Genomic DNA, 20,277 nt, shown 5'->3' on the forward strand with positions numbered 1-20,277 from the left:
ACCCGCGATGCTATTCGTACGTGGTCAGTTCCGGCGCCCAGCTGTCGCTCAAGCGTTCGTTCAGCCATTCGCGCAGCGCTGGGCCGTAGTCGTCACGTTGTAGAGCAAAGTCAACCGCAGCGCGCAGGTATCCCCCGGGATTTCCGAGGTCGTGTCTCGATCCGCGGTGCACCACCACGTGCACGGGATGGCCTTCTTCGATGAGCAACGCAATGGCGTCGGTGAGCTGAAGCTCACCGCCTGCACCTGGCTTGATCCGTCGCAGAGCGTCGAATATCGCGCGGTCGAGCAGGTAGCGGCCCGCCGCAGCCAGGTTGGACGGGGCGTCCTCCTGCTTGGGCTTTTCGACCATACCGGTGACCTTGAGGACGTTCGGGTTGACCGCGTCGGGCACGATCTCGACGGAGAAGACGCCGTAGGAGGAGACCTTGTCGTCGGGGACCTCGATGGCGCACAACACCGAGCCACCGCGCTTGGCGCGCACGCGGGCCATGACGTCGAGCACACCGCGGGGCATCACCAGATCGTCGGGGAGCAGAACGGCAACGGAATCCTCGTCGTCGTCGAGGACTTCCTCGGCGCAGGCGACGGCATGCCCGAGTCCGAGCGGCTCGTGCTGAATGACCGACTGGACGTCGAGCAGACCGGGGGCGACCCGCACCTTCTCGAGCATCTCCAGCTTGCCGCTGGCTTCGAGCTTGTTCTCGAGGACGAGGTCCTCGACGAAGTGGGCGACGACGCCGTCCTTGCCCGGGGACGTGACGATCACGAGTCGCTGCGCGCCGGAATCTGCGGCTTCGCCTGCGACGAGCTCGATACCGGGAGTGTCGACCACCGGAAGCAGTTCTTTCGGAACGGTTTTCGTGGCCGGCAGGAACCGGGTACCCATGCCCGCTGCGGGAACGATGGCCGTGCGGAAGTGCACGGGCGTGGCGGCGGTCGTCGCTGTAACGGCTTCTGTCATGGTGCTCACCCTATCCATGGTTTCTGGTGATCTGCTCGCCGTGTGCTGCGTTTTACCCCCGAGTGCATATCGTTGAACGACGGCACAGGAAGGGAGGACGAATCGTTGTGAGCGTTCCCGAATTCACGGAGAACACGTCCAAGGATCGATGGCGAAAGCATGTTCTCGCCGAACGCCGACTGCTCGACGGTGCGCAACGCGCAATGGAATCCTCTGCACTCTGTCACGTCCTCGGCGAATTGGCGGCCGAACACCCGGTCGTGGCGGCATACGTTCCCGTCGGCCGGGAGCCCGGTTCCATCGAGATGCTCGACGCGATGGCGGCGGCCGGGTCGACCGTGCTGCTTCCGAGTGCGCACGAGCCCGGTCCGTTGCGCTGGGCTCGGTACGACGGACGCGAATCGTTGGTGACGGCCCCGTTCGGTTTGTTGGAACCATCGGGACCGACGCTCGATCCCGAGGCGGTGTCCGCGTGCACTCTGGTGCTGATCCCGGCGCTGGCCGTGGACCGGAGCGGAACCAGGTTGGGCCGAGGCGCGGGCTTCTACGACCGCACCCTCGACCTGTGCAGACCCGACGCCGTGCTGGTCGCGGTGGTGCGCGAGAGCGAAGTGGTCGATCGTCTACCTGCCGAGCCGCACGACCGACGGGTGACGCACGTTCTCACCGCGGGCGGCGGGCTCGTACGCTTGGGTACGGAATAACGCTAGGATTCGATTCGTTGGCACTCCTGACTGTAGAGTGCTAATGCTCTCCCCAGTTTCGACAGTTTCGACGAACAGACAAGACACCGGCGGTGTTCGGCCTCGGCCAGCAGAGCGGCGAATTTCCTCGGTGACCAGCGCGGAGGAAACACGATGCCCACTTACTCATACGCATGCACCGAGTGCGACAACCGCTTCGACATCGTTCAGTCCTTCACCGACGACACACTGACGGTGTGCCCCGCGTGCTCGGGCAAGCTTCGCAAGCTGTTCAACTCCGTCGGCATCGTCTTCAAGGGCAGTGGCTTCTACCGCACCGACAGCCGGGGTGGCTCGGGTACCGCCAGCGAAGGCGCGAGCGAGAAGAAGTCCGATGCTGCTGCCGCGAAATCGGACAGCAAGACCGACTCGAAGCCCGCCGAGAAGAAGTCCTCGGATTCGTCGTCGTCGAGCAGTACCTCGTCGTCGTCCACCACGAAAGCTGCTGCCAGCCAGTAGCTTTCAGCTTCATCCACAGGCCGGGCCGTTATCCACAGCCCGGCCTTTTCGGTGCCCGAACCGGCACGGCCACCGATAGCGTTTTCGCCATGGCTGCCGGCAAGAATCGACTCGACTCGACGCTGCTCGATCGCATCACCCTGCGTCCGGCGTGGGTCGGATCCACCACATTCAGACGGATCGCGGCCGGCGTGCTGGTCGCGGTCGCACTGGTGCTGTTCCTCGACGACGCTGCCGGCGACGACCGAGTCCGGGTGATCACCGCCGGACGCGATCTGACACCCGGCACCGTACTGACGCCGGCCGACGTCGTGGTTGCCGAATGGGACCGGGCGAACGTCCCCGAGGGCGCACTCGTCGAATCCGACGCCGTGGAGGGCCAGACACTGACCGGCCCCGTCCGAGCGGGCGAATTGCTCACCGACGTACGGCTACTCGGATCTCGGACCGCCACGACGGCTCTGGGGACCGAGGCACGCGTCGTACCGGTGCATCTCGCCGACGCCGCGGTGACCGACCTGCTGAGGGAAGGCGACCGCGTCGACGTGTTGACGGTCGAGTCTCAGGAGGACCCGAACGCGGTGCCCGCAGCGCGGGTGCTGGCGTCGGGAGCGATGGTCGTGCTCGTGTCCGCCGACGCCGGTGGCAATCGGCAGCGCGACCGCGTCGCACTACTGGCTCTACCGACGAACGACGCGACGACAGTGGCAGCCGCCTCGTTGGTCAGCGCGCTCACGGTCACCCTGCACTAACGTTTCTCGAGACAGAACAAACCGAACGTTGGGAGAAGGGCTCATGCTGAAGGGCTTCAAGGACTTTCTACTGCGCGGCAATGTCGTGGACCTCGCAGTTGCCGTGGTCGTCGGCGCGGCATTCACGGCGATCGTCACCGCATTCACGACGAACGTCATCAATCCCCTCGTCGCTGCCCTCGGTGGCAGCAACGAATACGGATTCGGGTTTCAGATCACGTCGTCGCCGGAATCGTTCGTCAACGTCGGCGCAGTCATCACCGCGATCATCAATTTCGTCATCATCGCGGCGGTCGTCTACTTCGTACTCATTCTCCCGGTGAACACCGCGAAGAAGCGCTTCGTGAGCCAGCCGGAGAAGGAACTGAGCGACGTCGACGTGCTGGTACAGATTCGCGACATCCTCGCGGGGGGAACCGCGGCCGGACAGAAGCTTTCGACCGCAGCCGACACCACGGGCGGTAGCGGCGAGGCAATGGACGCAGCCCCGGATCTCGGTAAGCATTCCAAGGACTGACACCGGCCTGCCTTCGACGAATGAATGCGCCATTCACGCTGTCAAACAGCGTGAATGGCGCATTCATTCGTTACGGGGTGCCGAATTTCGGCGGTGGCATCAACCGATGCTGAACGGCTGTCCCCACAGCGTGGTGGACGCCGTGACGGCATCGTTCTCGATGGTGACCTTGACGTACGAACGGGCCTCTGCGTAACCGGCGCATCCAGCGACGCTCAGGGTCTCGTCGGCGTAGGTGTAGCCGCCGCCGTTACCGTCGAACGAGAAGTCGTTCGATACCTCGGTGGCGACCGTGACGCCGTCGATCTCGGCGGACTTCTCGTCGGCCACGAGCTTGACGTCGTTGAACTGGCCGGGGGCGAGATTCAGCTCGACGCCTGCACCGATGTCGTAGGTGTTCGGCTGAGTGCGGTTGATCGTCAGTGAGCTCAGGTCGCCCGGCTCCAGGCCGATGGTGTTGCCCTGGCCGAAGGACGCGTTTCCGTCGGCACCGATCGCGGCGCTGAAATCCACCTGGCAGCCGACCAGGAAGCCCGGCTCGATGGATCCGCCACTGGCATTGGACGTCTCGACGGTGTAGTTACCGGTGACCCACACGTTGCGCTGGGTGGGCGTGGCACCCATCGACGGCGAGATCAGCGCACTCTGGCCGAATCCCTTGACGGTGACGGTGGTTCCGTCGATCAACGTCTTGCTGATCTCGTTGTCCTGCAGTGGAACGAAGGTGTCGGCGTTGGCCGCTCCGGCGGACAGGAACCCGATGGCGACGGCGCCGACGGCTCCCGCTGCAGCGATCTGGAATCCACGCCGCATGGTGGTGGTGTTCTGCATAGCTACCCCTTTTGGGAAAGTGAAACGCGCTCTAGGCGAGGGTGAGTGAAGTGGTGGGATGTTCAGCCGAGGCTGAACGGCTGGCCGTAGAGCGTGCCCTTGTAGCGGTAGTTGCCGGTGAGTTCGAGTGTGGTGTACGAGCGAGCCTGCGCGTAGCCGCCGCAGTTCTCGACGGAGATTCCGACGTCCTGGTACTGGATTGCGGTGAACGGGCCCTTGACGTCCTTGCTGCCGAGCTCGACCTGCGCCACTTCCTTGTCCTTGATGGGGACGTTGACTCCGACGCCGCCCTCGAACTTGTTGGTGGTCTCGCCTTCTCCGCCGATGAGGAACGGGATGGGGAACAGCGTGATGATGTTGGTGTTGCCACCTTCGATACCGAAGCCCGCGTTCATGTCCAGGCTCAGATCGTCCATGTCGAGCTGGCAGCCGACGAGGTAGCCGGTCTTCAGGGTTCCGGTCACGCCCTCGGGAGCGTCGGCGGTAGCGGTGCCGGTGACCCAGCCGTTTCGGTTGAGAGGATTGTTCGCGATCGCGGGCGAGATGACAGCCGATTCGTCGACGTGCGAGATCTTGTACGGACCCGCAACCTTCTCACCGTTCGGCAATGGAACGAACGTATCGGCGTTGGCTGCGCCGACCGAGAGCATTCCGATGGCAACGGCCGACGCCGCGCTCACTGCTGCGATTCGACTTACCTTGCGCAGCACGGAGTGACGAATATTGTTCATGATTCCCCTCATATGACCGGCCGATGCCCCGTCCGACGGCCGGACCGATCGGGAGACATCTTTTCTCGCAGAAGAATACTGTACAAATCGACACGAAGCATCCACAACGGACGCAATACCGATGCATGTTTCGGCAGCTCACAGATACTTTCCCTGCTTGCGCTACCCAAACAGCGCCTGCGCTCGCAACCTGGCGTCCGTATTCGGATCGATCGCTCGAATTGTGCTGACACAAAGCAAGGAAAAGACACCCGAAATACACAATGCATGCAACAAAACGAATCGAGTATCGACGTCGGCATGATCCGACGATCTTTTCCACACGCCATTCATTCGACCGACACGACGATGCCCTGCAATCCGTGGATTGCAGGGCATCGTCGACTATTTTCCCCGAACTAGAACTTCAACAGCGGAAACTCGTCGAGCGTGACGGCAGTGCCATCCGCTTCACACGCCGAGGCAACGGCATTCGAATTGTCGACGAATTTCTGGCCGGATTCACTGTCCGGCTCGGACAGCTCCAGCGAATCGCCGGGCAGATCGGCCACCAGGGTCGTCAGAGCATTCTTGACCTCGCCTGTCGCCTGCTCCGACTGCGTGGTGAATTCGCTCAGCGACGCGGCCTTGTCCGCGGTCCATTTCTCGACACCGGCCTGATCGGTGGGCACCGCTTCGACGGTGGCGACAAAGGCATTGTGCGACGTCGCGAAGGACGTGCAGGTATCGGCATTCTCGCCCGATGCTGCATCCGAGGAATCACTGCCACAGCCGGCCAGGAGTAGAAATGCCGCGCAGGCTGCGGCGGAGAGAGCTTTCTTTTTCATTGTCGGTCCCCCGGACCCCTTCTCGCAGGCAGTACCGAAGCACTGTCCTGCGGTGTCGATTCGTTCGGTTCTGCTGGTACACAGCAATCAGGCCCGCCCGGGAAACCCGGGCGGGCCCAATCGATTTCGGCTAGGTCAGCCGAAGGTGCTGCTGTTGATCAACCGATCGAGATCAGTTGAAGGTCCACGGGGTGCCGTACGTGACAGCAACGTCACCGGTGGAGCTGGTGACGGAGACGTACGGACGGACGCGGACGTTACCGAGGATGCCGGTAGCGGTGCCGTGAGCGTTGGCGATCTGGATGGTGCCGGAGGGGCCTGCGGCGTCACCTTCGGTGCCCTGGATGTTGCCCGAGGCAGCGGTGGCGTCGACGATGCCGGGTCCGGGAGCGATCTCGGCCTCGAAGCCGACGGACGGGAGCAAGTCACTGGTCGAAACGTCGACGGTCGATCCCTCGGTGCCGATCGCGTTGATGCCGAGGCTGATGTTCGGGGTGGTGTAGCCGAAGGTGATCGATCCACCGAGGCTCATCGGGTAGCCGACCTGGTAGCCGATGGCGACGGTGCCCTCGAAGTCGTCGGCGTCGGGACCGGTGACGGTCCAGCCTGCGACGCCGTTGGCGAACCACTCACGGGTGAGCGGGTTGCCGTCGAGCGGCGAGACGCTGTTGATGAAGGTGTCGGACAGCGAGACGGTGATGACGTTGCCGTTGGCATCGACGACCGTGTTGGTGCTGTCCACTGCAGCGGACGCGGTTCCGGTACCGAGTACCAGACCGACGACCGACGCGCCGGCGACAACCGCAGCGCTCATGGACTTGAGTCCCCGGCTACGCCGCGACTTCTGGATCTCCGTCATTTATTCCTCATCATGTTCAGTCCCAGCACGGTGTCGCACAGGGAAGCTTGTGGCTTTCACCCTCGAACTGGATCGCCTGCATCAGTGCAGACGGGCCCGAGCCGGATGCGACCGTTTCGGCCTCATCCTGTTGTTCAGTTCCGAGATGAAGGGCGCGGTACCGGTTGGTCCCACGCCCTCCCTTGGAAGCTGAGGGGAACATTAGAGGAGATGCCGGATCGTGACAATCCCTACGTTTGCGACCGGAATGTTGCCGCGGCGTGATGTGTTTCCGCCGCGTGAACAAGTTTCACATCGATGTTAGCGATAACCCGCGTCACAGCATCTCTCGCGAGGGTCGAACCGTTACAGATGCCGCACACGCGTACACCGCCCTTGATGTGGGACAACTCCGCGCCGGGCATGCCCCGATCGACCGGTTCGCCCGTTCTGCACCACGCTCGACTCGGACCCTTTCGGGCGTCGCGGGTGGGTCTACTGCCGAGTAGCTCGCTAACGGCAGGTAAACGAGTAACTAACAGACCTGTCATTCCGGCCCGGTAAATGTGTCGTGGATCACATCAGAAGTAATGAGGTGGTCGCTGTTGCTTCAACCATTCGTCCGAGGACGGGCCGCCGGATTCGGTGCCTGCACCGTCTCCTCGCTCGTCTCCGGTCGTCTCCGGCAGAACCTCGCCGAAGATGCGAGCGAGCCGGGCCCGTTCTGCTCGGGCCCGGCTCGCATCGTCTTCGGCCGATCGATCGTCGTTCGGCTCGTTGCTCATCGGTATCGCTATGCGTCCAATCCGGACAGCTCGGCGATGACCTGACTCGCCAGTGGCGTCAGCGTCGCCATCCCGTCGCGAATCGCAGCCCGCGACGAGGCCAGATTCACCACCAGGGTGCTTCCGGACACCCCGACCAGCCCACGGGACAGACCTGCGTCCAGCGAACCGGCCGCGAGTCCCGACGATCGCAGAGCCTCGCTGATACCCGGAATCTCGCGGTCGAGCACCTCCGCGGTGACGTCCGGGGTGACGTCGCGCGGCGAGACGCCGGTGCCACCGATGGAGACCACCAGATCGACACCGCCGATCACCGCAGTGTTGAGTGCGTTCCGCACGTCCACTTCGTCCGCCGTCACGGCGACGACGCCATCGACGAGAAAACCTGCCTCGGTCAGCAGTTCCGTGACGAGCGGGCCCTTCGAGTCCTTCTCGGTACTGTGCGCTGTTCGGTCGTCCACGATGACGACCAACGCGCGCCCTGCCAGTGGTGCGTCGAGTTCCATACCGCTCACCGTAGTAGTAAGGCCTCCACCCGGCTCACGCTGTGCATAAATCGTTGCAACCGTCCCGTGCCTGCCCGCTTCCCGCAACATCAGCGACCGCCCGGGAACGACGGGACCTGGAACGGCAGTTGCTGTTCCTGCTGTTGCGTCTGAGTCTGCTGCTGGGCCGCAGCTGGCTCGGCGGTGCCGAGCGTCACAGTCGCCGTCTTCTCGCTGCCGCCGTCGGTGTAGGTGACGGTGACGGAATCACCCGGAGCGTGCGAGCGCACTGCTGCGATCAACGCGTCGCCGCTCGAGACGATGCGATCGTCGAGCTTGGTGATCACCGCGCCCTTGGGGATGCCTGCCGATGCCGCCGGGCCCCCCTCGGTGACCTCGACGACGGTTGCGCCGTTGGCGTCGTCCTGCGACGGCACCTGCACCCCGATCATGGCCTGGGTGGCCTTGCCGGTGGTGGTCAGCTCGTCGGCGATGCGTTTCGCCTGATCCACCGGGATGGCGAACCCGAGCCCGATCGATCCGCTCTGGGCTCCGGATCCCTCGCTGCCACCGAGGGTGGCGATCGCGGTGTTGATTCCGATCAGCTGTCCGTCGGTGTTGACGAGCGCACCTCCGGAGTTGCCCGGGTTGATCGCAGCGTCGGTCTGGATGGCGTCGATCACCGAGTTCTGATTGCCGGACTCACCCGACGTGGAGACCGGACGGTTGAGCGAGGAAACGATGCCGGTGGTGACGGTGCCCGCCAGGCCGAGCGGGGAGCCGATCGCAACAACCTGCTGACCCACTTCGAGGTTCGACGACGATCCGAGTTCGATCGGCGTGAGGTTCGTCTTGCCCTCGGCCTTGATGACGGCCATGTCCGAGACCGAGTCGGCACCGACGATCGTCGCGTCGGCGACCGAGCCGTCGGCGAATGCGACGGTGAGTTTGCCGTTGGCACCCGCGCCCGTCGCGACGTGATTGTTGGTGAGGATCAAGCCGTCGCTGCTGAGAATGACGCCCGAGCCCTCACCTTCCTCCTGCGAACCCTTCACCTGAATCTGCACGACACTCGGCAGCACCTTGTTCGCCACCGCCTGAACCGAGCCGTCGGGGAAGTTGGCGGCAGGCTGAGCAGCGGTGACCGTGGAGTTCAACGAGTTGGTCACTCCCCCGCCGTTGCCGTTGGCGTTGTTGGTGGCGATCGCACCGACTGCGCCGCCGATTCCGCCACCGACCAGAACGAGTGCGATGGCACCGGCCACCAGCGCCGAACGACCCGAGCGGGTCTTGACCGCCCCCGGAGCAGAGTTCGATTGCGGCGCAACGTGTTGCGGCTGGGCGTGGGTGTGCTGGGCGGTCTGCGGGTCGCCCTGCTGACCGTACGGCCCGTAGCCGGGCTGATACGGCCCCTGCCCGTAGCCGGCGTACTGCTGCGGGTACCCCTGCTGCGGCGGCTGCGCCCCCGCGTTGTGGGGTGGAGTCTGCTGGGACGGGAACTGCTGCGTCGGGTGCTGGTGAGTGGAATCCTGCTGAGGCGGATGCTGCTGGGCCGAGTAGTTCTGTTCGTCGCCGCGCGAAGCCCGGTCCGACGGATGCTGCTCGCCGCCGGCACCCTGTCCGGTCTGTTCGGATTCGTTACGGTCGTCGCTCATCGTTGCTGCTTCCTTCAGTAGAGACCTCGTCGTAGAGGTCCGCCCGCCTTCTTGCTACTCACTGTGCAGGGCGGTACTGAGAGAGCGCTGAGATCCGGCTATCAGTTTGCCGAGAGTGTCCCGGGATCGGGAGCACCTTCGCCGGGCAACACGATTCGTATCAGCGCGCCGCCGCGCTCGGACACCTCGACCCCGATGGTCCCGCCGTGCTTGACGACCACCTGTCGCACGATGGCAAGTCCAAGACCGGATCCGGGCATCGAACGCGACGCCGTCGAGCGATAGAAGCGCTCGAACACCAGCTCGCGATCCTCCTCGGGAATACCGGGCCCAGCGTCGTCCACCGTCAGCTCCAGCAGACCATCGCCGATCTGCCGCATCGCGATTCGAACCTCACCACCGCTCGGACTCCATTTGGCCGCGTTGTCGAGCACATTCAGCACGGCCCGGGAGAGTCCCGCTTGATCGCCGTAGACGAACCACGGCATCAACGTCGCATCGAAGTCGATTTCGTTGCGACGGCGGCGTGCTCGCTCGAGACTGCGTTCGACTGCGTCGGCGAGGTCGACTCGCTCGAACACCGTCTCCGGTGCATCCTCTCGCGCGAGATCGACCAAATCGCCCACCAGAGTGGACAATTCCTGGATCTGCGCCACCACGTCGGTCCGCAGCTCGGCCATGTCCTCGTCCGGGATGGACGGCGCTCCGGGGCGTCCCGCCGCGATCAGCAACTCCATGTTGGTCCGCAGCGAGGTCAACGGGGTCCGAAGCTCGTGGCCCGCATCGGCGACCAATCTGCTCTGCCTGCCACGAGATTCGGCCAGTGCGCGGAGCATGGTGTTGAAACTCTCGGTCAGACGTGCCAATTCGTCGTCGCCGGTCACCGGGATCGGCGTCAGGTCATCGGTGCGTGCCACCCGTTCCGCTGCTGCCGTCAGTCGGGCGATCGGGCGTAAACCGGTGCGTCCCACGGCCATACCTGCTCCGGCCGCCAGTAGCACTCCGCAGGCACCGACGATCAACAGCACCCACGCCAGACGGTCGAGCACTTCCCCGGTCGGCAGCAGCCTCTGTGCGACGACGAGGGTGCTGCCGTCCTCGGTGCGCAGTGCGAGCACCCGCTGATCGTCGAGCGTGCGCAGCGACGATTCCTGTTCCCCTCTCACGACAGCGAGTTCGGCATCGCCGATCGGCACCTTGGGCCCGGGAGGGTTGTAGCTGGACATGTCCGGATAGATCAGCGCCACGCTCACATCGGTGCTGTACAGCGTGGCTCCGGCCACGAAGCGTGGGTCATAGGACACCAGACTGGACTCGGCCAAAGCCGAGGCACGAGAACGCAATTGAGTGTCCACATCGCCGTACAGTGCTCGCGAGACCACCGTGTACGCGGCAATGGCCATGACCGCCACCGCAATTGCGACCACGGAGGCCGCGAGCAACGTCACCCGCCACCGCAGCGACACCGACCGGGTCAGGGGCATCGGTGGTCGCATCGCCGTCGGCGAGGAGCCGACACTGTCGGCCGACTTGCGCCCGAACGACGCGACCATCACGGGGGCGTCTCGCGCAGGACGTACCCCACACCGCGAACGGTGTGGATCAGCCGCGACTCCCCCTCCGCCTCGGTCTTGCGCCGCAGGTACCCGACGTACACCTCGAGCGCGTTGCCCGACGTCGGGAAGTCGTAACCCCAGACCTCCTCGAGGATGCGACTTCTGGTGAGCACTCGGCGCGGATTGGTCATCAGCATCTCGAGCAACGAGAATTCGGTCCGGGTGAGACTGATCGAGCGTTCGGCGCGCGAGACCTCACGGGTGACCGGGTCCAACGACAGGTCCGCGAACGTCATGGTCTCCGAGTCGATACCCGCTTCCATCGCGGTGCGACGAAGCAACGCGCGCAAGCGAGCCAGCAGCTCCTCGAGCGCGAACGGCTTGGGCAGATAGTCGTCGGCACCGGCATCGAGGCCGGCGACGCGCTCGGACACCGAGTCCCGTGCCGTCAACACCAGAATCGGCAGGTCGTCACCGACACTGCGCAATCGACGACACACTTCGAGGCCGTCGAGGCGAGGCATCATCACGTCGAGAACCAGGGCGTCGGGACGCGCCGCAGCCACTTGCTCGAGCGCGTCGAGACCGTCGACCGCCAGGTCCACGGTGTACCCGTTGAACGTCAGCGACCTGCGCAGCGACTCACGCACCGCTCGATCGTCGTCGACCACCAATATCCGCATCCGTACAGTTTGTCCTGGTCGACTGAGATATGTCTGAGAGGGGTACCTACTCCACCTGCGGCGGGCTAATGCGTCGGCAGATTGCGGGCCAGCGGCAGGTTCCATTTTCGCCACAGCGCGAGCAGACGCAACCCCGTCGCGAGCACTGTTCCGACCACCAGACCCACGTTCTCCGGCAGCGTCAGAGAATCGGCCAACACGACGGCCGTCGCACCGAGCAACGCGGGGAGGGCATACAGGTCCCGGTGCAGCAGCAGGGGCACCTCATTGACCAGCACGTCCCGAATCACACCGCCGGCCACCGCCGTCGTCGTTCCGATCAGAGCTCCCGCCAACGCGCTACCACCGGAAGCCAGAGCGATCGTCGCACCGGTCGAGGCGAACAGTCCCATCCCGAACGCGTCGAGCACCAGCACTCCGCGTCGCACCTTGCCCATCTGTCGGTGCGCAACGAACACGACCAGCGAGGCGAGAAAGCCGACGGTGAGGTTCGGCCACGTGTCAAGAGACGTCGGCGGGTGGATGCCGAGCAGCAGATCACGAATGATGCCGCCGCCGATGCCCGTCGTGATTCCGACGACGCAGACCCCGAACAGATCCAGTCGGCGGTGCACTCCGACCAACGCGCCCGAGGCCGCGAAGACCGCGATACCGATGAGTCCGAGCACGTCGAGAAGCATCGGATCAGCATGTCACGGGACTGACAGGGGTTTGACAGCAACATCCGACCGCTGCCACAGCATCGGCGAGCAACCTCGAGACATCACCGATCACGACACCGAGGAGCACATCATGCGCAGTGGATTCAAGAAGTCGATCGCAGCCGTCGCAGCTGCCGCCGCACTCACGCTGGGCGGTGGAGCCGTCGCCAACGCGTCGACCACCGACAACCTGATCAAGATCCCGGACGTGTACGACATGACAGCGACCGCTGCCGAACAGACCCTGGAGGATCTGGGATTCACGACCGTCAACATCAAGGGATCCGACACCGACGGAACCGCAATCGGAACCAATTACCAGAAGGGCGTCGAGGTCGACAAGAACGCCGCAATTCTCGTGATCACCGGGACCGTTCGCTAGCTCGGCCCCACGGCCCCGTCGTCGTCGACGGCGGCTGGGCTGTCGGCGTTGTCGTCACAGGCGATAGTCTCGGTGCGCAGCAGAATTTCGCAGAACCGAGGTGAACGAACAAGTGCCGATCATCGACAATGCCGTCTACGTCGACGGGAAACGTACTGCCAATCCCGAGAGTCTCGATATCACCTTCGAGGTCATGCGTGAGCGGCACGGAATGGCGTGGATCGGGCTGTACCGACCTGAGGTCGCCGAAATCATGGCTGTGGCAGACGAGTTCGGTCTGCACCGCCTCGCCGTCGAGGATGCCATCGCCGCCCACCAGCGGCCGAAGCTGGAACGGTATTCCGAGCAGTTGTTCGTCGTTCTCCGACCCGCTCGATACGTCGACGAGACCGAAAAGGTCGAATTCGGCGAGCTGCACATCTTTCTCGGTCCGGACTTCGTCGTCACCATCCGCCATGCCGAATCTCCCGACCTGGCGATGGTGCGAAAGCGCCTCGAAGGATCTCCCGAACTGATCGAACTCGGTCCCGAGGCGATTCTCTACGGCATCCTCGATCAAGTGGTCGACGAGTACGTCCCGGTGGTGACCGGACTGCAGAACGACATCGACGAGATCGAGGATCAGCTGTTCACCGGCGACCCGTCTGTCTCGCGTCGTATCTATTCGCTTCTGCGTGAAGTGTCCGAATTCGACCGTGCTGCAAAGCCACTCGTCGAGATGATCGAATCACTCAAGCGAGGGTCGGACAAGTACAACGTCGACGTGGAATTGCAGCGATACCTGCGCGACGTGCACGATCACGCCATCCGCGTCTCCGACCGCATCGAGTCCTTCCGGGCCAACCTGCAGAATGCGTTGACCGTGCATTCGACCATCGTCGCGCAGCAGCAGAACGAGGAAATGCGCAACATGACCGAGGCCAGCCTGGAGCAGAACGAACAGGTCAAGCGCATCTCGTCATGGGGTGCAATTCTTTTCGCACCCTCCCTGATCGCCGCCATCTACGGCATGAACTTCGACGACATGCCGGAACTGAAGTGGCAACTCGGCTATCCGATGGCACTGATCGCCATGTCGATCTGCTCGACTGCACTGTTCGTGGTGTTCAAGCGTCAGAAGTGGTTGTAGTGCGCTCCGCGCAGTGACTAGGACGAACCGAACCTCGGACCGATCGGGATGTCGCGGGTGAAGGTCAACCTGTCGAACTCGTTGCCGTATTCGTCGATGGCACCGATCGTCATTCTGCTGGCGGTGATGCCCGGAATACCCGGCACCACATCGACTCTGACGAACGAGTAGTTCAAAAATCGCACCCTCGACCAGGTGATGGACTCGGCCGACTTGGTGCCGTCCGGTGCCCACACGTAGTTGTTGGGAACTGCAGTGTCGGGCAACTCGTTGCCGCGGTAGCTCACGCCCTCGCCGTCCTGGAACGTGTATCGCGGACGACCACCACCGCCGACGGTGTAATACACGGTGCCGTCGGTCTTTCCGCTGACCGTGGCGTTGTCACCCGCGACCCGCGTCGCGCGATTGCCGCGGATCGGATCGGTGCGCTCGAAGACGTGATTGTGGGCCTGGAGCACCACATCCACATCGTACTTGTCGAACAGCGCAACCCAGGCGTCGCGCACGCCCCCGTCGCTCGCGTGGGTGGACGTGGTCGAATATGCACAGTGGTGGAAGAAGCAGACGATGAAGTCGATGTTCGGATCGGCACGGTACCTCGCCAATGTCTGCTCCACCCAGGTGTTCTGGGCTCCACCGCTGTACCCGGTATTGGCCTTGATCTCGTAGCTGACGTCGTTCGCGTCGAGCGAGAGAACGGCCGTGTTGCCGTACACGAACGAATACGCCGACGGGCAGCCCTTCGGCCCGTTGCTCGGCTGATCGAGACGCGCCGCATGGCCGCCGTATCCGTTGGGGCTGTACAGCGCTTCCATGTCGTGGTTGCCGGTGGCGAACAACCACGGCGCGGTCGATGCGCTGGCTTCGATCGCCTGAAAATAGCCGTCCCAGACGAACGGGTTGAACTTGTCGAACCCCTTCGGCGGCGTCTGGCCGTGCTTGGCGAACTGCGGCGGCAGACCGGCACCGGACGGGTCGGCGTACGCGATATCACCGGCGAGGATGTGGAAGTCCGGGTGCGAGGCCTCGATCTGCCGATTGATGTTGCGCGCATGCTTGACCGACGGTTCGTTGTCCGCCTTGTAGTACTGGTCGTCATAGTCGCCGGCGACCAGACCTGCTGGCTGCGAGGGGGTTTCGTCGACACCCTGATCGCCCATCATCGTGAACCGAAACGGTGCGATGCGGCCGGACGGTAGCGCCGGAGACGCGCTGCGGATATCGCTCACGAAGCCGTCGGCGGTGCGCCAGCGGTAGTAGTGCGGCAACTTCGGCGTCAGATTGTCGACGGGCACATGCACGTAGTACTGCTCCGCCGACAGAATCCCGCCGTCGGTCTGCGGTACCTGACTGATCAGATTGCGTACCTCGGCCGACGTCGTCGCACCGAGGGCGGGCGTGGGGCCGTGGTCGAGAAAGACGCCGGTCAGCCCGGGGTTCCGAGAGAGCTGAGCCGAGAACCGCAGCTGCGTCGCCGGATCGTTTCCGAACCCCATATGCCTACCGGCCACCGCCAGCGGAGCGTCCTGCGCATAGGCGGTGCGCGCGAACACCGAATTCCCGACGCCTACCGCGGCTGCCGTCGCGGCGGCTCCCACCAGGAAGTTTCGACGACTGACCGGGTGCCGCCGCAGAAACGAACGATGCCAATCATGCTGCTCGGCCATTGTCATGTTCTCGGCGAGCGTGCCCGGGATTCCGGTCGCGACGGTCTCGCCTGCGGGATTGAGCGTCATCAGTCGATCGTGGCGGTGACGCCCGCTCTATCCGTTAACCAAGCGAAGCAGTTGAGTGAACAGCACGAGAACACCGATGCACAACGGGACGAACGCGGACAATCCCGTCGTGCACGGAATTTCGTCGCCCACTACGAAATTCCACGCACGACGGGAGGTGAACTCAGGTCCCCTTGACGTTGAGGATCTGCCGCAACTCGTGCTCGATGCTCACCAGGTCTCGTGCGTCCTCCATCACGACATCGATCGGCTTGTAGGCGTCCGGAATCTCGTCGATGAAATCTGCACTGTCGCGAAACTCGATCCCCTTCATCCGCTCCTGCAGGTTCTCGTGGGTGAACCGCTTCCTGGCCTCGGTCCGAGAGAACTGCCGACCGGCACCGTGAGGAGCCGAGCACAGGCCGGCCTTGGAACCCTTGCCGACGACCACGTACGAGCGCGTTCCCATCGAGCCCGGAATGATCGCCTTGACACCCTCGTGTGCGTCCACTGCACCTTTACGGGTGAGCCACACGTCCTTGTGCGCGTGCGTTTCCTTCACCGTGTAGTTGTGATGGCAATTGATCCGCTCGACCTCGCGATGATCGTCGGTTCCCATCCACTCGGCGAACACCGCACCGAACCGGTCCATCATCTCGGCCCGGTTCAGGTACGCGAACCGCTGCGCCCACTTCAAATCTCGGATGTACCGTCCGAATTCCGGTGCGCTCTCGGGCAAGTAGGCCAAATCCTTGTTCGGCAACGAGATCCACCACTGCGCGCACAAACGCTGGGCAATGGCGATGTGCTTCTTGGCGATCTTGTTGCCCACGCCCCTCGATCCACTGTGCAGAAACAGCCACACCCGATCGGTTTCGTCGAGGCACAGCTCGATGAAGTGGTTGCCGCCGCCCAACGAACCGAGCTGCTCACGCCACTGTGGTGAGTGGTTCAGCTCGACACCGTCCTCGGCCGCCGCCTCCTCGAGTTCGAGCAACTTGGGCGCGGTGAAATCCCACCGGTCGACGCCGACGTTGTAGTTGCCGGGCGAGAGAGGGATGCTTGCCTCGATGGCGAGTCGCAGGTTCGTCAGATTACGGCCGTCGACGTCGTCGAGTGTGAATTCCGTTCGGACGCCGATCATTCCGCAACCGATATCGACTCCGACGGCGGCCGGGATGACTGCGCCCAGCGTGGGAATCACTGTTCCTACTGCGCTTCCCATACCGCTGTGAGCGTCGGGCATCAGGGCGACGTGCGGATGCACGAACGGCATCGACGCTGTTTCACGGGCCTGCTCGAGAGTCTTGTCCTCGAGCTGTGACGCCCAATTGAGCAAACGCAAGCCCACCTTGTTCGGGGGCATGATGTTCCTTCCTGCCCCCGTGCACAAGAGGGCGCTATTCGATGGGTCGATTCACGAGCGGAGCTTGTTTGCCGCAGAGAGCGGCGCATCGCTCCGGTGAATACGCGCGCAGCACAAGGCTCGTACCGGCTCTCGTGTCGAGGGCGGCACCAGACAGAACGGTTGCACGCATGATGAGAACCCTATCGATCGATGCATCGCCCACGCGAGCGAATTTCGCGGAACGTCGGGGATGGGACCGAATGCACGGAAGTGCGATGTTCGGACGGGATTCCGTCGATGAGGCCCGATAGCGTGCAATCTCGCCCACCAGCCGGAACCTAGACTCCCCCACCGAATGCGAGTCCGAGTAGATATGTCGCCCCGGCCGCGCCGTAGCCGATGGCCAGCTGTCGCAGAGCACGTTTGACCGGTGGTCCACCGCTGAGCAGTCCTACCACCAGTCCGGTGCAGATCAAGGCGATTCCGACGAGGACTGCCGCAACGATGAGCGCAACGAAGCCTTCGAGGCCGAAGAGATAGGGCAACACCGGGATGACAGCACCGGAGGCGAAGAAACAGAAGCTGGCACCGGCCGCGCCCAGTCCGGTTCCGATGGACTCGTGCTCGTCCACGTCGGGTGCCATCTCGTCGTCGGTGGGCAACAGCCGCAACACTTCCGACGCTTTGGCGTCGGCCTCCTCGTGTGTCATTCCCCGGGCCCGGTACACCAGCGCCAGTTCGTTGGCATCGACGTCCAGGTGCTGGACGGCATCGCTTGCCGCGCTGTCCGGGGACGACGCCTCGAGCAACTCGCGTTGTGAACGAACGGAGACGTATTCGCCCGCACCCATGGACAGCGCGCCGGCGAGCAGGCCCGCGAGTCCGGTGACCAGGACGATCTGATTGGACACGCCGGATCCGCTGATGCCCAGAACGAGAGCAAGGTTGCTCACCAGTCCGTCGTTGGCACCGAACACCGCGGCCCGGAAGGTTCCGGACAGTCGATTGCGACCGCGAGCCGCCAGCGCCCTGATGACCTCGGCGTGGATCTGTTCGTCGGCCGTCATCGCTTCGGTGGCATCGTCGTCGGTGGCGTACGGCGAGCGGGTTTCGGCTCGTTGGGCCAACGCGAGTACGAACACCGAACCGAAGCGACGTGCCAGCACCCCGAGGATGCGGGTGCGGATGTCACCCTTGAGCGGCATCCCGACGCGGTCACCCAGCAGATTTCGCCAATGCTGCTCGTGTCGGCCCTCCGCATCGGCGAGAGCGAGCAGAATCTCGCGCTCCTCGCCGCTGCGTCGGCCTGCCAGATCGCGATAGACGGCGGCCTCGGCTCGCTCGTCGGCGAGGTACTGCCGCCACCGCTTCACATCTCGCGCACTGGGCCCATCGTTCATGAAGTGAAGATAGACCCGTCGCCGGTCAGCTCGGGTCGTACACCCCGGTCTGCACTGCTTTGACCAATCTCCGTGGCACTCGGAACTCTCGCCCCTGGAAACGAACGGTCACCAGATCAGGAGCAACGGCTTTCCATTGCGCACGACGGCTCCGAGTGTTGGAGCGCGACATCTTTCTCTTCGGAACAGCCATGGTTCAGGAGTCCTTTCGGCTTCGGCGGCCGTATCGTTTCTCGAACTTCTCGACGCGTCCCTGGGTGTCCATCACGCGGGCGGCTCCGGTCCAGAAGGTGTGCGATTCGGACGAGACGTCGACGACGACCAGTGGGTAGGTGTTGCCGTCGTCCCATTCGGTCTCGCGCGCGGATGTGACGGTGGATCTGGTGAGGAACTTGTTGCCGGTACTCGAGTCCTGGAACACGACCGGGTGGTAGTCGGGGTGGATGCCTGGTTTCATTCTTGTGCCTCTCGTGCTTGTTCTGCGTACGGGGATTCGCTGCTCTCGCAGGGGTCTTCGTGCCATTGGCCGAACGGGTCGGTCCAGGTGGACCACAGAGCGGGGTCGGTCATCTCGTCGTCGGATACCAACGCCCACTGCAGGGTTCGGTCGATCTCGGTGGGGTCGGCCTCGTGGACGAGGATCACCAGGGAGGTGTCTCGATCACCGAACTGCTCGTCCCATCGCAGTGCCGCCATTGCACGTCGGGTGGTATCGATACGCTCCTGCTGCACGGGAGTCATTGCAGCAAGCCACTTTCCGGCGCTGGCAACACGAAGGCCGCCGCCTGCCGATTCGATCCACAGCGCTTCGTCGGGCTGCGTGGCCACCCACGCCCGCCCCCGCGCGGTGACGACGCCGTCGAGCAGCACGTCGATCGCCTCGTGCAACCGCTCGGGATGGAACGGCCGGGTTGCGGTGAATTCGACCAGCGTGACCCCGCAGTCGACGCTCAACGGCGGCTGGCCTCGCAGCAGCGGCGAGTGTGCGTCGGTGATCGCACCGCGTCGCGCATCGGTCGGCACGGACGCGAGAAGCGCTGGGGCGTCGACCAGTGCATCCTGGGAGACCCAGACGACGGGAGCGTTCGGTGCCAGACGCGCCAGCACCGCCGCGAGCCTTGCCCGCTCCCACGCGTCGACGTCGGGACCGGCGGTGACGACGAGCGCGTCCGCGTAATCGACCTGCCCGACCACCAATTGCGCGACGGTTCGATCGTCGTCACCACTGGCGACGATGCCGCGGTCGGCCATGGCGTCGTCGCCGGTGGCGTCGGCCAACCAGGTTGCGGCGTCGAGGCAGTCGATCACTACCTCGATGCGGACGTCACGAGAGGCCGGGCCGTCGATCTGCCCGACGATGCCGGCCACGACGACGTTCTCGACGGCCCAGCACAACGCCTCGGGTTCGAGGGCTGGGTCCATGGCGAGCACGATGCGATCGACGTTGCTGCGGGCGGACAGCGCACGCAACAGCGGCAGCAGGTCCTCGCGGAGCGTGCAGGAGACACAGCCGTGCGCCAGTTCCAGGATGGTCTCGCGGGGATTCTCGCCCAGCACACAGAGGGTACGACGCACGACTCCTTCGGCGACGCGACTCAGATCGTGGCGAACCGCGACGGTCCCCGGCGCGAGCAGAGATGTCACGACCGCATCCATGGCTCCGGTCCAGCCGGAGACGAGGACCATCGGGGTTCGATCGTCCGGTGAGTAGTTCACGGGCACCCTTCTTTTCGACAACGATTGTCATTACTTGTGGTTGCACGCTACATTCGTGAA

General features: G+C 64.0%; 23 protein-coding genes. 6 read left to right on the forward strand and 17 right to left on the reverse strand.

Annotated features, from left to right (window positions below):
• Positions 1-10: 10 nt before the first annotated feature.
• Positions 11-964: a UTP--glucose-1-phosphate uridylyltransferase gene (locus CH295_RS02865; RefSeq protein ID WP_037192236.1), complete on the reverse strand. Its 954-nt coding sequence runs from the start codon at positions 962-964 to the stop codon at positions 11-13.
• Between the two features lie 107 nt (positions 965-1,071).
• Between CH295_RS02865 and CH295_RS02870 the strand changes: the two genes are divergently transcribed.
• The 4 genes from CH295_RS02870 (at position 1,072) to mscL (ending at position 3,435) form a co-directional block, all read left to right on the forward strand.
• The gene (locus CH295_RS02870) at positions 1,072-1,668 is read left to right on the forward strand and encodes a 5-formyltetrahydrofolate cyclo-ligase (RefSeq protein ID WP_094633120.1); all 597 of its coding nucleotides are present in this window, start codon (positions 1,072-1,074) and stop codon (positions 1,666-1,668) included.
• Between the two features lie 153 nt (positions 1,669-1,821).
• Complete coding sequence (locus tag CH295_RS02875) at positions 1,822-2,166, forward strand: FmdB family zinc ribbon protein (protein ID WP_037192233.1); 345 nt, start codon at positions 1,822-1,824, stop codon at positions 2,164-2,166.
• Positions 2,167-2,255: 89 nt separating this feature from the next.
• Positions 2,256-2,918: an SAF domain-containing protein gene (locus CH295_RS02880; protein ID WP_094739738.1), complete on the forward strand. Its 663-nt coding sequence runs from the start codon at positions 2,256-2,258 to the stop codon at positions 2,916-2,918.
• A 43-nt stretch (positions 2,919-2,961) separates the two neighbouring features.
• Positions 2,962-3,435: a large conductance mechanosensitive channel protein MscL gene (mscL, locus tag CH295_RS02885; protein ID WP_037191966.1), complete on the forward strand. Its 474-nt coding sequence runs from the start codon at positions 2,962-2,964 to the stop codon at positions 3,433-3,435.
• 99 nt (positions 3,436-3,534) lie between these two features.
• On the opposite strand, the gene CH295_RS02890 is transcribed toward mscL, so the two are convergent.
• From CH295_RS02890 to CH295_RS02935, 10 genes are all read right to left on the reverse strand, one after another.
• Entirely contained in the window at positions 3,535-4,266 is a 732-nt protein-coding gene (locus CH295_RS02890; RefSeq protein ID WP_252341884.1) for an MspA family porin, read from the reverse strand.
• A gap of 62 nt (positions 4,267-4,328) precedes the next feature.
• Positions 4,329-4,997 (reverse strand): MspA family porin, encoded by a 669-nt coding sequence (locus CH295_RS02895; protein WP_094739739.1) that lies wholly within the window; start codon positions 4,995-4,997, stop codon positions 4,329-4,331.
• A 398-nt stretch (positions 4,998-5,395) separates the two neighbouring features.
• Positions 5,396-5,824, reverse strand: a complete 429-nt coding sequence (locus CH295_RS02900; RefSeq protein ID WP_094739804.1) for a hypothetical protein — start codon at positions 5,822-5,824, stop codon at positions 5,396-5,398.
• 172 nt (positions 5,825-5,996) lie between these two features.
• Complete coding sequence (locus CH295_RS02905) at positions 5,997-6,683, reverse strand: MspA family porin (protein ID WP_094739740.1); 687 nt, start codon at positions 6,681-6,683, stop codon at positions 5,997-5,999.
• A gap of 560 nt (positions 6,684-7,243) precedes the next feature.
• On the reverse strand, positions 7,244-7,447 hold the full coding sequence (locus tag CH295_RS02910; protein WP_037191960.1) for a hypothetical protein: 204 nt from the start codon (positions 7,445-7,447) through the stop codon (positions 7,244-7,246).
• Positions 7,448-7,455: 8 nt separating this feature from the next.
• Complete coding sequence (locus tag CH295_RS02915) at positions 7,456-7,953, reverse strand: MogA/MoaB family molybdenum cofactor biosynthesis protein (RefSeq protein WP_037191958.1); 498 nt, start codon at positions 7,951-7,953, stop codon at positions 7,456-7,458.
• A gap of 89 nt (positions 7,954-8,042) precedes the next feature.
• Positions 8,043-9,587, reverse strand: coding sequence for a S1C family serine protease (locus tag CH295_RS02920; RefSeq protein WP_094739741.1), 1,545 nt, complete (start codon positions 9,585-9,587; stop codon positions 8,043-8,045).
• Between the two features lie 101 nt (positions 9,588-9,688).
• Positions 9,689-11,140, reverse strand: coding sequence for a HAMP domain-containing sensor histidine kinase (locus CH295_RS02925; RefSeq protein WP_094739742.1), 1,452 nt, complete (start codon positions 11,138-11,140; stop codon positions 9,689-9,691).
• Positions 11,140-11,826 carry a response regulator transcription factor gene (locus CH295_RS02930; RefSeq protein WP_032395747.1) on the reverse strand — a complete coding sequence of 229 codons (687 nt, stop codon included), beginning with the start codon at positions 11,824-11,826 and terminating at the stop codon, positions 11,140-11,142. The genes CH295_RS02925 and CH295_RS02930 overlap by 1 nt, the downstream gene beginning before the upstream one ends.
• A 65-nt stretch (positions 11,827-11,891) precedes the next feature.
• Positions 11,892-12,506, reverse strand: coding sequence for a trimeric intracellular cation channel family protein (locus tag CH295_RS02935; protein ID WP_037191954.1), 615 nt, complete (start codon positions 12,504-12,506; stop codon positions 11,892-11,894).
• Between the two features lie 31 nt (positions 12,507-12,537).
• Between CH295_RS02935 and CH295_RS02940 the strand changes: the two genes are divergently transcribed.
• Together CH295_RS02940 and CH295_RS02945 are read left to right on the forward strand one after the other, a co-directional pair.
• A complete protein-coding gene (locus CH295_RS02940; RefSeq protein WP_170945720.1) occupies positions 12,538-12,909 on the forward strand; it encodes a PASTA domain-containing protein in 372 nt (123 codons plus the stop codon).
• Positions 12,910-13,021: 112 nt separating this feature from the next.
• The gene (locus CH295_RS02945) at positions 13,022-14,038 is read left to right on the forward strand and encodes a magnesium and cobalt transport protein CorA (RefSeq protein WP_094739805.1); all 1,017 of its coding nucleotides are present in this window, start codon (positions 13,022-13,024) and stop codon (positions 14,036-14,038) included.
• Between the two features lie 17 nt (positions 14,039-14,055).
• On the opposite strand, the gene CH295_RS02950 is transcribed toward CH295_RS02945, so the two are convergent.
• From CH295_RS02950 to mrf, 6 genes are all read right to left on the reverse strand, one after another.
• The gene (locus CH295_RS02950; protein ID WP_094739744.1) at positions 14,056-15,774 is read right to left on the reverse strand and encodes a metallophosphoesterase; all 1,719 of its coding nucleotides are present in this window, start codon (positions 15,772-15,774) and stop codon (positions 14,056-14,058) included.
• A gap of 163 nt (positions 15,775-15,937) precedes the next feature.
• Entirely contained in the window at positions 15,938-17,119 is a 1,182-nt protein-coding gene (locus CH295_RS02955) for an RtcB family protein (protein ID WP_094739806.1), read from the reverse strand.
• Positions 17,120-17,439: 320 nt separating this feature from the next.
• Positions 17,440-18,501 (reverse strand): VIT1/CCC1 transporter family protein, encoded by a 1,062-nt coding sequence (locus CH295_RS02965; protein ID WP_037191946.1) that lies wholly within the window; start codon positions 18,499-18,501, stop codon positions 17,440-17,442.
• A 25-nt stretch (positions 18,502-18,526) separates the two neighbouring features.
• Positions 18,527-18,694, reverse strand: coding sequence for a 50S ribosomal protein L32 (rpmF, locus tag CH295_RS02970; RefSeq protein WP_032388658.1), 168 nt, complete (start codon positions 18,692-18,694; stop codon positions 18,527-18,529).
• A gap of 3 nt (positions 18,695-18,697) precedes the next feature.
• Positions 18,698-18,958, reverse strand: coding sequence for a type B 50S ribosomal protein L31 (locus CH295_RS02975; protein WP_094739746.1), 261 nt, complete (start codon positions 18,956-18,958; stop codon positions 18,698-18,700).
• Positions 18,955-20,187, reverse strand: a complete 1,233-nt coding sequence (gene mrf / locus CH295_RS02980; protein WP_094739807.1) for a ribosome hibernation factor-recruiting GTPase MRF — start codon at positions 20,185-20,187, stop codon at positions 18,955-18,957. Before mrf ends, CH295_RS02975 begins: the two co-directional genes overlap by 4 nt.
• Positions 20,188-20,277: the final 90 nt, after the last annotated feature.

It is taken from the genome of Rhodococcus sp. 14-2483-1-2, from assembly GCF_002259405.1.
Classification (GTDB): Bacteria; Actinomycetota; Actinomycetes; order Mycobacteriales; family Mycobacteriaceae; genus Rhodococcoides.

Coding starts and splice junctions, on each gene's coding strand:
- CH295_RS02965 (WP_037191946.1), bottom strand. CDS start 18,501: ATGAACGATGGGCCCAGTGCGCGAGATGTGAAGCGGTGGCGGCAGTAC.
- CH295_RS02880 (WP_094739738.1), top strand. CDS start 2,256: ATGGCTGCCGGCAAGAATCGACTCGACTCGACGCTGCTCGATCGCATC.
- CH295_RS02915 (WP_037191958.1), bottom strand. CDS start 7,953: ATGGAACTCGACGCACCACTGGCAGGGCGCGCGTTGGTCGTCATCGTG.
- CH295_RS02925 (WP_094739742.1), bottom strand. CDS start 11,140: ATGGTCGCGTCGTTCGGGCGCAAGTCGGCCGACAGTGTCGGCTCCTCG.
- CH295_RS02875 (WP_037192233.1), top strand. CDS start 1,822: ATGCCCACTTACTCATACGCATGCACCGAGTGCGACAACCGCTTCGAC.
- CH295_RS02910 (WP_037191960.1), bottom strand. CDS start 7,447: ATGAGCAACGAGCCGAACGACGATCGATCGGCCGAAGACGATGCGAGC.
- CH295_RS02905 (WP_094739740.1), bottom strand. CDS start 6,683: ATGACGGAGATCCAGAAGTCGCGGCGTAGCCGGGGACTCAAGTCCATG.
- CH295_RS02895 (WP_094739739.1), bottom strand. CDS start 4,997: ATGAACAATATTCGTCACTCCGTGCTGCGCAAGGTAAGTCGAATCGCA.
- CH295_RS02920 (WP_094739741.1), bottom strand. CDS start 9,587: ATGAGCGACGACCGTAACGAATCCGAACAGACCGGACAGGGTGCCGGC.
- CH295_RS02935 (WP_037191954.1), bottom strand. CDS start 12,506: ATGCTTCTCGACGTGCTCGGACTCATCGGTATCGCGGTCTTCGCGGCC.
- CH295_RS02930 (WP_032395747.1), bottom strand. CDS start 11,826: ATGCGGATATTGGTGGTCGACGACGATCGAGCGGTGCGTGAGTCGCTG.
- CH295_RS02950 (WP_094739744.1), bottom strand. CDS start 15,774: ATGACGCTCAATCCCGCAGGCGAGACCGTCGCGACCGGAATCCCGGGC.
- CH295_RS02865 (WP_037192236.1), bottom strand. CDS start 964: ATGACAGAAGCCGTTACAGCGACGACCGCCGCCACGCCCGTGCACTTC.
- CH295_RS02890 (WP_252341884.1), bottom strand. CDS start 4,266: ATGCAGAACACCACCACCATGCGGCGTGGATTCCAGATCGCTGCAGCG.
- CH295_RS02975 (WP_094739746.1), bottom strand. CDS start 18,958: ATGAAACCAGGCATCCACCCCGACTACCACCCGGTCGTGTTCCAGGAC.
- CH295_RS02955 (WP_094739806.1), bottom strand. CDS start 17,119: ATGCCCCCGAACAAGGTGGGCTTGCGTTTGCTCAATTGGGCGTCACAG.
- mscL (WP_037191966.1), top strand. CDS start 2,962: ATGCTGAAGGGCTTCAAGGACTTTCTACTGCGCGGCAATGTCGTGGAC.
- rpmF (WP_032388658.1), bottom strand. CDS start 18,694: ATGGCTGTTCCGAAGAGAAAGATGTCGCGCTCCAACACTCGGAGCCGT.
- mrf (WP_094739807.1), bottom strand. CDS start 20,187: ATGGTCCTCGTCTCCGGCTGGACCGGAGCCATGGATGCGGTCGTGACA.
- CH295_RS02900 (WP_094739804.1), bottom strand. CDS start 5,824: ATGAAAAAGAAAGCTCTCTCCGCCGCAGCCTGCGCGGCATTTCTACTC.